Annotated in this window: 7 protein-coding genes and 1 pseudogene; 1 reads left to right on the top strand and 7 read right to left on the bottom strand. The window is 68.7% G+C overall.

Features of this window, described 5'->3' with window-relative positions; translation table 11 throughout:
• Positions 1 to 1,240: 1,240 nt before the first annotated feature.
• The 3 genes from ACIQV3_RS40140 to ACIQV3_RS40130 form a co-directional block, all read right to left on the bottom strand.
• Positions 1,241 to 2,005: an AAA family ATPase gene (locus ACIQV3_RS40140; protein ID WP_403722218.1), complete on the bottom strand. Its 765-nt coding sequence runs from the start codon at positions 2,003 to 2,005 to the stop codon at positions 1,241 to 1,243.
• Positions 2,002 to 3,579, bottom strand: coding sequence for a Mu transposase C-terminal domain-containing protein (locus ACIQV3_RS40135; RefSeq protein WP_403722220.1), 1,578 nt, complete (start codon positions 3,577 to 3,579; stop codon positions 2,002 to 2,004). Before ACIQV3_RS40135 ends, ACIQV3_RS40140 begins: the two co-directional genes overlap by 4 nt.
• A gap of 158 nt (positions 3,580 to 3,737) precedes the next feature.
• Complete coding sequence (locus ACIQV3_RS40130; protein ID WP_403722216.1) at positions 3,738 to 3,992, bottom strand: hypothetical protein; 255 nt, start codon at positions 3,990 to 3,992, stop codon at positions 3,738 to 3,740.
• Positions 3,993 to 4,233: 241 nt separating this feature from the next.
• On the opposite strand from ACIQV3_RS40130, the gene ACIQV3_RS40125 reads away from it, so the two are divergent.
• On the top strand, positions 4,234 to 5,298 hold the full coding sequence (locus ACIQV3_RS40125; protein WP_403722215.1) for an IS110 family transposase: 1,065 nt from the start codon (positions 4,234 to 4,236) through the stop codon (positions 5,296 to 5,298).
• On the opposite strand, the gene ACIQV3_RS40120 is transcribed toward ACIQV3_RS40125, so the two are convergent.
• The 4 genes and pseudogenes from ACIQV3_RS40120 to ACIQV3_RS40105 form a co-directional block, all read right to left on the bottom strand.
• Positions 5,264 to 6,322: an AAA family ATPase gene (locus tag ACIQV3_RS40120; protein WP_403722212.1), complete on the bottom strand. Its 1,059-nt coding sequence runs from the start codon at positions 6,320 to 6,322 to the stop codon at positions 5,264 to 5,266. The genes ACIQV3_RS40125 and ACIQV3_RS40120 overlap by 35 nt on opposite strands.
• A gap of 745 nt (positions 6,323 to 7,067) precedes the next feature.
• Entirely contained in the window at positions 7,068 to 7,631 is a 564-nt protein-coding gene (locus tag ACIQV3_RS40115) for an RICIN domain-containing protein (RefSeq protein WP_403722207.1), read from the bottom strand.
• Positions 7,632 to 7,934: 303 nt separating this feature from the next.
• On the bottom strand, positions 7,935 to 8,648 hold the full coding sequence (locus ACIQV3_RS40110; protein WP_403722205.1) for a hypothetical protein: 714 nt from the start codon (positions 8,646 to 8,648) through the stop codon (positions 7,935 to 7,937).
• A gap of 373 nt (positions 8,649 to 9,021) precedes the next feature.
• Positions 9,022 to 10,326, bottom strand: a pseudogene (locus tag ACIQV3_RS40105) (hypothetical protein); the annotation flags it as partial.

The raw sequence follows: 10,326 nt of genomic DNA, 5'->3' as shown, positions 1-10,326 counted from the left end.
CAACAACCCAACAGGCCAACCCTCCCACCGACCCACCGCTCCTACTCCTGACCAGCGGAAACACCACAGCCACGACCGGAAAGACAACAGCCACTCACTGGTGACAATCAGGCTGCTTCGACCGGTCTTCTACACCAGCTCAACCAGCTTTGCCGGTGACAACTGCCGTGCTTGACATAGGGGGCTACCCCAGAGCCTCGCTCTTCTCGGCCCAGTCCCAGACCACCGGGTCACGCTTCGCGCCTGCCTGGCCGGCGCGAGGCTGGGGCGGGCGGATCTTGATGGTCTCGGCCAGGCGCAGCAGGGCCGGGCGGGCGCGGCCAGCAGGTAGGAGGTGCCGGACAGGTGAGCGAACTGTGCCGCGGCGTGGAGGAAAGGGGCGGCCCAGGTCGGCACCGGGTAGATCGCGCAGCCGTCGGTGTAGCGGGTTCGGTCGTGCAAGGTGAGGGTGCCGTCGGCACAATGGAAGCCGTCGGCTCGGGCCGTGGTGAGCTGTTGGAACGAGGCCCCAGCGGCAACGGCTCCCGCGAGGGCCGCGACGCGGGCAGGGTGGGCGCTCGCGGCGTGCAGCCGGGCGGCCAGCTCGACGGACTGGGCCAGGGTCGGCACCAGGGGTGCCGGGCGCTGCAGGTAGACGATCGGGCGCGGCTACAGGCGGCGGTACAGGGCTGGGGGCTGTCGTAGGAGACCAGGCGGCTCAGGGCCTCCAGGGTGATCCATCGCCAGGCGGTCGGCCGCGCACGAGGCATCAGCGGCGCTACGCCCTCTGCGGTGTCGTCGCCCTGGTAGAGGGCCCGGGCCTCGCCGAGCGAACGGGCGGTCGTATAACCGCCGCCGGGCAGAGCGCGTTCGAGAGCCGCGGTCAGGCGAGGCCGGTGGACGACGAGCGTGAGGTGAATGCCCGTCTGCCACCACAGGCTCAGGATGCGCTGCAGGCGGCGCTCGTCGAGGAGATGGGCGCGCAGGACGGTCAGGCGGGTGACGGCCAGTGCGGTCATCCACGCGGCGGTGGCCTCCCACAGCGGCGGGCGGCCGTGCGGGAAACGTCCTGGGATGTGGGCTGGCTTGTCCAGAGCGAGCAGCAGGTCCTGGGCCAGTGCGGTATCGCTGGTCGTGCCCGGGCCAGGGTGGAGCGTGATCCGGCCGACCAGCGGGGCGCGCGCGGCCAGGGCGGTGTGGGTGAACGCTGCGTCATCCTCTGCATCGATGACGACAGCCAGCCGCAGCGTGGCGGGCGCGCTCATGCGAGGCGGCTGAAAGCCCAGCGCAACAAGTCGCGGTCCGGGCGTGGGCGGCCGGTGCGTTCCAGGGCTGTGCGCATGTGGGCCGTGAGTTGGTCCCAGGCGCGGAAGTTGCCATGGGCGGCCTGTTCGTCCGCGAAGGAGAGATCGGCGGGGTCTGCGTCCTCCCAGACAGGGTGGAAGAGCGGGATGACGTCGAGGACCTCTCCGGGGGTGAGGCGGGTGAACTGCTGCCAGATGAAGATCCGGGAGGACAGCATCGGCTCGCGGCGCAGCACGGTATGAGCGCCTGCGCCGCCGACGAAGACGATGGCGATCTGGGTGGCGGGCTCGTCCCACAGGTAGCGGAAGTACTCGAACGTCTCTCGATTCAGCCCTTGGGCTTCGTCCACCACCAGCGTACGAGGCTGGGCTGCCAGCGAGTCCAGAAGCAGCCGATCGAACTCGGACGGGTGACGCGGGGGTTCGCCCGGCAGGCCGAGTGCGGTGAAAAGCTCGTGGCGCACAGCACGGGCGGTGGGACGGGCGCGGAAGGCGATCCGGCAGACCTCCTCGCCCCGGGTCCGCTCAAGCTCTCGCAGGCAGACGTTCGCAGCGAGGGTCTTGCCCACGCCTGCCGGCCCGTGGAGGCACATCATCGCCCTGGCATCGATCGTGTCGGCGATGTTCTCCCTGGCCGCCAGGAGCGCCCGAGTCGTGACAACCGCGGCATCCGCGAGCTGGGTGTAGTGGTCGGTCTCCCGCGGTGGCAGCTGGCTCGTCATCGCTTCTCTTCCCACGTGGCAGGGCGCAGGGCGGCTGGGGTGTTCCAGTCGTCGGGCGGCGGGGCGTGAGGGATGAGGTCTGGCAGGGCCAAGGCGGCCATGTCACTGTCGGATTCCGCAGCGAGTTCCTGATCGGCTTCGGCCGCCGTGACGGCGCCCAGGCCCTGCGCGGGCATGGGCGTGGTGGCCGGGGCGAAGCGCTGCCGGCGCAGGGCCTCGGCCTTCTTCGTCTCCTCGCGCAGTCGTCGGGCCCGCACGGTACGGGTGCGGCGCAGCTCGTCGAGCTGTTCTGGGGTGGCGGCGTCGGCGAGGTGGGCGGTGCCCAGGTGGCGGCCGCCCAGGTCACAGACCTCGATCTCGTGGTCATGGTGGGGCATGTGCCTGATCCGGACACTGCGCCCTGCCTGGCCGGCCATCCACGCGCCGAGGTAGTCCCGGCCTCGCCAGCGGACCCCGTGGCTGCTCAGTTTCCGCACCCGGCCGTCGTCCTCCAGCATCAACCCCCACAAGGCGGCCTCGGGGATGTCCGAGAGCGGTGTGGGGTCGGCCTGCCAGGCTTCGAGAGGGGTCCGACCTGCAAGGCCGGCGGGGCGGTGCTCTGTGTTCCACCAGCGCGCCCAGTCCAGGACCTCGAAGGTGCACTCGGCGAAGGTTAGCGGCAGTGGCTCGTCGGAATGAGGCTTCTTCTTGGCGGGCCGGGGCTTGGAGGTGAGGGTGTAGCCGGGCAGGACGGCGAAGAGCATGCGGTCCGCACACCGATTGAGGTTCTCCACCGTGCCCTTCAGATGAGGGCTGTAGGCAGGCAGATCCTCGAACTTGGTATCCAGATCGGTGAAGGCGGCCAGGACGGTCTTCGACAGGAAGTCCCGGCCGCGGTCGACGCGCACATGCTCAGGTATGCCACCCGCCGGACCGTACGGGCCGGTGCGCAGCACGGCAGCGCGCAGAGCCGCCAGGATCGATGCCCGCGACGGATGGCCAGGGGTGACCGCGGTACCGGTGATGGCCTTCGTCGCGACGTCGATGAACCACGTCACCCACGGGCGCACCAGCTCCCCGTCCGCGTCAACCGCAAGCGGCGCCTGGACGTGATCGGCCTCCCAGGTGCGGTTCCGCCACTCCGTCGGGCGACGCCCGAACACATCGTGGGCCCGGGCCGCCTCCGGCCCCCGGGCCAGCCCCGCGCGTTCACCCGCGGTCAGGTCACGGCGCACCGCGCGCAGGAACGTCGACAACGACGGCACCGGATCCAGCAGCGGGACCGCGTCCGTCGGCGCACCGCCGGGAATTGCGATGGTCGGCTCACCGGCCGTCGTCCGGGCCCGGACGATCAGCTGCCGCTGGACCGCCGAGGCGTTGCCCCGCCAGTACGCCAGCAGCACGCGGATCCCGCCCGTGATCTCGAACCGGTCCGCTGACCGGGCACCCGGCACAGCCCGTGCGCTGGGAGCAGCTTCGGCCTGGGCAACCCACCGCCACACAGTCCGCTCCGATACCCCCAGACACTCCCCCGCAAGACGCACATGCCCCCGGGAAAGCCGGCCCTGGCCCCGCAGACGCAGCAGATGCTGCACAGCAGGCCCGCGCAGTGCGGCGAGCGCCGGACCGTGGAGCTCAGCGTCTGGCGCTGGCGCGTCCAGCGGCCGCGGATCTCCTGCTCCGGACGAACTGATCATGGAATCGGCTCCCTGCCACCTGGTCTTGGTCTCCCTTTCCGGTCACCTGCCAGCCGTTACGGATAGGGGCCCAGCCGGGCACAGGCCTGCTCGATCAACGCCCTGTCCACGCGTACGTCCCGGCCTCGCTTGGCCAGGGCGTAGACGTGGGAAGTGATCTTCGCCCAGGTCCGGAAGTTGCCCCGCGCCACCGTGGCATCCGCCCATCCCACGTCCGCCGGATCCGCGCCCTCCCACACGTCATGGAACATCGCCAGCATCTCGGCGAGCCGTTCCTGGTCCAGGCCGGGGACCTGGTGCCAGGTCAGCACCCTTGACAGTGAGGATGATGGCGGCACCGGTTGGGTGGTCTGACTCGACCCTTGACTGACGCTTCGGCTGTCCTTGGGCGGAATCGTCGGCTGCCTGGCCGGTGCTGTTTGCGCACGCCGGTCGGTGGGCCAGTGACTTCATAGGAGCCCGGCCAAAGGTCCCGTCACTGTCTTGTCCGGCTTCCCGACCGGCGCGCGTGCACTGACTTCGCGCGTCACACGGAAGGCAGCGGTCATCAGCATGACAGAAGCGATATCGGTCCTCGGCGGTGTCGACACACATACCGATTTCCATCAGGCGGCCGTGATCGACACGGTCGGCCGGCACCTGGCCACGCAAGCGTTTCCCACTACCCCCGACGGCTGCCAGCGCCTGCTGGACTGGCTCCTCTCGCATGGCGAGGTCATCGCCGTCGGCATGGAGGGCACGGGCGCCTACGGCGCTGAACTCGCCCGCCACCTGCAAGAACGCCACGTGGCCGTGATCGAGGTGGACCGGCCTGACCGCAGGGCCCGCCGCGCCAGCGGCAAATCCGACCCCGTCGACGCCTACGCGGCGGCCACCGCGGTCCTTTCCGGCCGGGCGAGCGGGACACCCAAGTCGCGGAACGGGATCGTGGAGGCCATCCGAGCCCTGCGCGTGGTCCGCAAGAGCGCGGTGAAGTCCCGCACCCAGACCATCAACCAGATCCGGAACCTGATCGTCACCGCCCCGGGTGAGGTCCGTGAACGTCTGCGGTCTCTGTCCACCAGCGACCTGATCACCACCCTGACCCGGTCCCGGCCCGGAGCGGACCTCAGCGATCCCTCCTGCGCGGTCAAGATTGCTTTGCGGCGTCTGGCCCGCCGTTACCAGCACCTGACCGAAGAGATCAGCGATGCGGACCGGGAGCTGAAGCCGCTGGTCGCCCAGGCCGCTCCGACTCTGGTGGATCTTCACGGTGTTGGAACCGAGACGGCCGGCCAGCTGCTGGTCACCGCGGGCGACAACCCCGACCGGCTTGCCTCGGAGGCTGCGTTCGCGCACCTGTGCGCGGCCGCCCCGATCCCCGCCAGCTCCGGGCGGACCGACCGTCACCGCCTCAACCGCGGCGGGGACCGGGCCGCGAACCACGCGCTCCACATGATCGCCCTGACCCGTATGAAATACGACCCGCGCACTCGCGAGTACGTCGCCCGCCGCACTGCCGAAGGACTGTCGAAGAAAGACATCCTGCGCTGCCTCAAACGCTTCATCGCCCGCGAGATCTACAGACACCTCACCCGGCCGATCACCACACCCACCCCACTCCCACACACCACTTGACGATCCATAGGAGCTTCCGCAGCGCCGGCGCCCGAGCAATCACCCGCTCCGCGCCCGCCCCACACAGCACCAGCGCCGCCGCTGTACCCGGCTCGTCCCACAACAGGCGCAGGTAATCCAGCAATGGCGGAGACAAGCGCTGGGCGTCGTCGAGGAACAGCACCCCGGGCCGGCGCAGCGCCTCCCCGAGAGCGCGGTCCGCCGGCTGCGCACCGTGCGAGAGAGAACCCGCCGACAGCCCCAGCGCGTCCAGCAGCGAAGCGCGCATCTGCGGCAGGCCCGGCTTCACCCCGACCACCGCCCGCCACACCGGCACCCGGTTAGGCAGCAGATGGAGCGCCTGCTGCACCGCCACCGTCTTCCCCACCCCCGGCTCCCCGAACACACACCCAATCCCACGCGCCGCCAACGTATGACCCACCGTCTCGACGACCCCAGCAACCGGCCCCGTCGACAGCACACGGGCACCCGGCACGAACAACCGCACACCACCCCGCGACGGACCGATGTCCTCGTCCTCCGGCTCAACTACGGCAGGAGCACCCGGCTCGGCGTCGATCACCGCCAGGCCCTCCCCCGGCCTCTCCAGCTTCAGCTCAGCCAGGACCCGGTCATAACGACCGGCCTCCACCCGGCCCCGCCCTACCGACGCGACCTCAAGGACCCTGCCCTCCCGCACATCCCGCTTCACCGAACGCTGAACCGTCGCCAACGACGGCACAGGGAAATCCGCCTTCTCCCCGCCCTCGATCATCCGCCGGTACACCGCCGAGACGTTCCCACCCTCCGCCGCCAGCCGTGCCCACCAAACATCCGACAACGAAAACGACGACTTCGGTAGCCGCTCCAACCGGCCCGCACGCGCCGCGGCAAGCCAATGCCACACCGTCCGCGGCGACACCCCCGCCGCCTCAGCCGCCACCCGCACATGCAACGCAGACACCGACCCCGACCCCGACACCTCAGCCACCGCCAACAGACGGCGCACCACCACACCCCGCGCCAACCGGCCGTCCTCACCCATACACGCCAGCCCACCCCGACCCCGGCGAACCGCACACAGGAATGGGCAACCCCGTGACAGCCAACCACCACCGTGGTAACCACCTCATGGCAGCAGCCAGGTCACCCCATGACAGCCAAGATCAGAGCTACTGCGAGGTGAGGAGCAGGGACGACCACGCTGACCCGGCTGACGCCCAACCAGTGCCACCCACGCACTCATTCACACTGCTGAAGGCCCAGTGCCCCCGGCTGTGAGATCCCCGTGCAGATCGTGACGGTCGACCACGAGCGGAACCGGATCCTTCTGGCCGAAGCCGTCCCGTAGCCCCGGAACTCCGCGCTGAGCAGGTCCCGCCGACCTCTTCCGGGCCCGACATGACCAGCAAGCCACGACCTAAGCGACCACCACACCTACAGACTCAGCTCTCAGCCTTCACCGGAAATCGGCGCAACTCTTCAGCGCCAGTTCGGCCCGCTTTCAGTCCAATCCCGCACCAGCAGCAAACCCCAAGGTCAAACGCTATCCACCCAAACTGAAAACGGAACACCGAACCACTGAAAACTCAACGCCGATCATCAGTCGAGGATCGCTGTAACCCCGAGGCTCCGACCATCAGGCACCCCAACACCGAATACCCACCGACAAATGACTGATGGGGAATAGCGAAGCCGAGCCCCATGAAGGGCCCGGCTTCAGCTGTTCAGCTTAGCTTGTTCCGCAGGCGAGTTTCACGTGGGCTCCCGCCTCTCGCGGCGCCGGAGGGTCAGATCTCCCACTGCTGGTCGGAATACTTGGGGTTGCAGTCGATCTGCTTGACTTCGGCGTTGTTTTCGGGTGTCTGCCAAGGCACCCACATGCAGCGGTTGCTATTGACATTGCGGAGCTGGCGGTTGCCGTTGGAGGTAGTTTCGAGCTTCCACAGCTGGTCGGCATACTTGGAGTTGCAGTCGATCTGCTTGACGACGGCGCCATTGCCAGGTGTCTGCCAGGGCACGTAGAGGCACCGCCCGTTATGGGCGTTGCGGATCAAGTAGGAGCCGTTAACCGCTGGCTGCACAGTCCACCGTTGATCGTTATAGCCGGGCTCGCAGTCGATTTGCTTGGCGACGGCGCCGTTGTCGGGCGTCTGCCAAGGCACGTAGAGGCACCGGTTGCTGGTGACGTTCCTGATCAAAACGGTGTCGGAGAGGACCTGAGCCTCCGCGTCCTGGGCCGCGACGCGTGTCTCTGCCGGGACGGTAGCCGAGGCCGAGGCGGGGTAGGTGAACGAACCGAGCGTGGCGAGGAACAGGGCTGGCAGGGTCAGTTGGCGGGCACGCGAGAGCATCAGGCAGTGGCCTTCCGTAGGCGGCCAGAGATTGGCCGTGAACTAGGGGCAGTCGGCCCCAGGGCGAGGAATCAAGGATCAAAGCAATAGGCAGGAGTAAAGATCTCTTTGATCTTGATCATTGTCAAACAAATTCACGGTGACAACAATCACCGGCACTAGAGGGCAACCATGGTTCCCTCAAGGAGCCGAGCCGCCTGCGCACCCTATGGCAGGCCAAGCTCGCAGAGCCCTGTTGGAGATTGGCTGCATTCTTCAATGCTCGGGCATTCAGCCATGGTCACGTCGCCCGAGCTTCACTCGCTACATTCTCCGGCAATCTCCGCGGTGGCAGTGGGCACTGAACCGGCGGGTAGACCGCCAACTAGAAGCAACCTCAATCCAGCACCAAGCAGAATCACCACTGACACGAAACCAGAGATCGCGCCTGAGCGCAGCAGTGCGGGCCGCCACCCGGCGCAGCGGGGGCCCCCACCGCTGCGCCGGGTCAGACGGTGGGCGAGCCGGTGTAGTCGTGGCGGCTGTAGCCGCGGCCGTCACCGTGCCAGTCCAGGAACAGGTGGAGTCGGCCAGGGCGCCGCGGCCGGCCCGGTGGCTGATCGTCGGGGTTCGGTAGTGGCCGTTGTAGTTGCCGCTCGACGTGCTGTCCTCCAACCGGTCCTCGATCGCGGTGAAGTCCCTCTCGATCACCATGGGGTCGGTGCCGTCGCGGGACTGCTTGATCTGCAATCGCAGCTTGGCCCCATCGAAGATCGTCACATCGTCCACTTCGCGGAACGCGGTGCCGTCCCACTTCGCTTCGGCGTAGGCGTACACGGTGCCCCCGGAACGGGCCGCGCACGTCTTGACCGTGATCTTCCAGTTGTCCGGCCATGGCCCGTCATAGCTGCTGTCGTCGATGTCCCTGGTGCTGCTCGCGCACTTGTAGGCCGGCGCGGCCGTAGCGGTCGGCGCGGCCGGTGCCGCCACCGCCACCACGGCCAGGGCCGCCACCGCCGCGTTCTTGAGGGTGTTCATGCCTGGTCAATGCCGACGTGCGGGAGGCGCCGCGACCGGCAGTGCGGCGACAGTCAACGGCGCCGGCGCGGCCAGGATCACCCTCACCGGCGGCACCGGCGGCGACGGCGTCCCTGAGCCGGCCCCGCTGGAATCGGCAACGCGGGAACCGTCACGAGCGGCGACGCACTCGCCACCTTCACCACGATCAACGGCCACAACAACGGCCCCATCACACCACTTGTCGTCCATATAGCCACATCGGCGGTCAGGCACCAGTCGCCGTGGAAAGGCATAATCCACACAGCGCCAGACGAGCGCAAGGACTCGCACCGTGCGGTACGAGGGCCCGGAGGCTCTCGTACCGCACGGCTCTGAGTGCGTCCCCCCAGGTTCAGTGCCCGGCGCCCAGCCAACTGACGATCGTCGACACGGCTTCGCGGCCGATCCCGGAGATCTCCTTGACGAGGTGCGAGCCGACGGAGTGGTGGACGATCCTGCCCACGCCGAAGGTCAGAGCGCTGATGGTGGTGATCCCCAGGGACCTCTTGAACTCACTGCTGGTCCAGCCGTAGCCGATTCCCGTCGAGACCGTACTGATCACTTCGAGGCCGATCGTGACCTGGCCGGCGGACAGGGCCAGACCCGCGATGAACGGCACGGCGGGGGCCGTGACCCCGAAGGCCCCGGCTGCCAGACCGGTGAGGCCGAGTCCCACGGTCACCCAGCCAGTGAAGATGGCCGCTTCGTGGGACTTGGCGGCCCATCCCTTTGCGGTCTTCCACCACTCGGAAGCGTCCTTGACGGTGTCGTGCTCGGGCGCGTCGGCCTGGTTGGTTCCGCTCTGGACCGATGCCTGTGCGGCCTCGGCCGCCTTCTTGGCCTCCAGTGCGACCTCGGTCTGCCGCATGCTGACCGCGATCTGGCGCGCCGAACTCGCGGCGATCGCCGCCGTGGCGGCGTCCTTGCCGGCCTGGACGGCGGAGGAGCGGGCCGAAGCGGCGGACGCCTGGGCGGCGGTGGCGGAGGCGACCGCGCTACGGGCGGACGCTATGGCGCGGTTCGCGGAGTAGTTCGCCGAGCGGGCCGCGGTGGTGGCGACGGCGGCGGCCTGCTTCGCCTTGTCCGCGGAGGCCTTCGCGTTCTGGGCCGACTGGTCGGCCTGGTTCGCGAGGGTGTTCGCCTCGTTCGCGGAGACGAGGGCAGAAGCAGCCGACACCTGCGCCTTGTCCGCCCACTCCTTTGCAGCGGTGGAGGCGTTGCGGGCGTAGGCCGCGGCCTCCTGGGCGCGGTGGGCGTCCTCCTGCGCCTTGTGCGCGATCTTCGCGGCCGCGGCGATCGCGCCCTGCATGGCGGCGATGTGGGTGGCCGAATCGTGGTCGAGCTGAGCGGACTTGTACTGCACGGAGTGGATGAAGTTGCGGCGCAGTGACGCCGGGCCCTCCATCGCGACCTGTGCGTAGGCCTTGGTGTAGGGGCCTCCGGTGACGAGGAGGGTAGAGGTGGCCACCCCGTCGTCCTCCCGCTGCGCCTTCTCGAAGGAGGTCGTGATGAACTCGTACAGGGCCGTGGCGTTCCCGGCGTCCAGCGCCTTGTTGACCTCGTCCTTCACCGCCCGGCCGGGGTTCTCGGCAAGGAGGGTGGAGAGCGCGACGCGGTTGTCCGTCATCGCGGCCTGGATCGCACCGCCGTTGAGGAA

This window comes from Streptomyces sp. NPDC099050, assembly GCF_044759865.1.
GTDB lineage: Bacteria > Actinomycetota > Actinomycetes > Streptomycetales > Streptomycetaceae > Streptomyces.
The sequence above is the reverse complement of the archived record's forward strand: the minus strand, read 5'-3'. Positions and strand labels throughout refer to the sequence as shown.

Bases quoted from the DNA above. Each gene is read 5' to 3' on its own strand.
- ACIQV3_RS40125 (WP_403722215.1), top strand. From the start codon at position 4,234: ATGACAGAAGCGATATCGGTCCTCGGCGGTGTCGACACACATACCGAT.
- ACIQV3_RS40115 (WP_403722207.1), bottom strand. From the start codon at position 7,631: ATGCTCTCGCGTGCCCGCCAACTGACCCTGCCAGCCCTGTTCCTCGCC.
- ACIQV3_RS40120 (WP_403722212.1), bottom strand. From the start codon at position 6,322: ATGGGTGAGGACGGCCGGTTGGCGCGGGGTGTGGTGGTGCGCCGTCTG.
- ACIQV3_RS40110 (WP_403722205.1), bottom strand. From the start codon at position 8,648: ATGAACACCCTCAAGAACGCGGCGGTGGCGGCCCTGGCCGTGGTGGCG.
- ACIQV3_RS40140 (WP_403722218.1), bottom strand. From the start codon at position 2,005: ATGACGAGCCAGCTGCCACCGCGGGAGACCGACCACTACACCCAGCTC.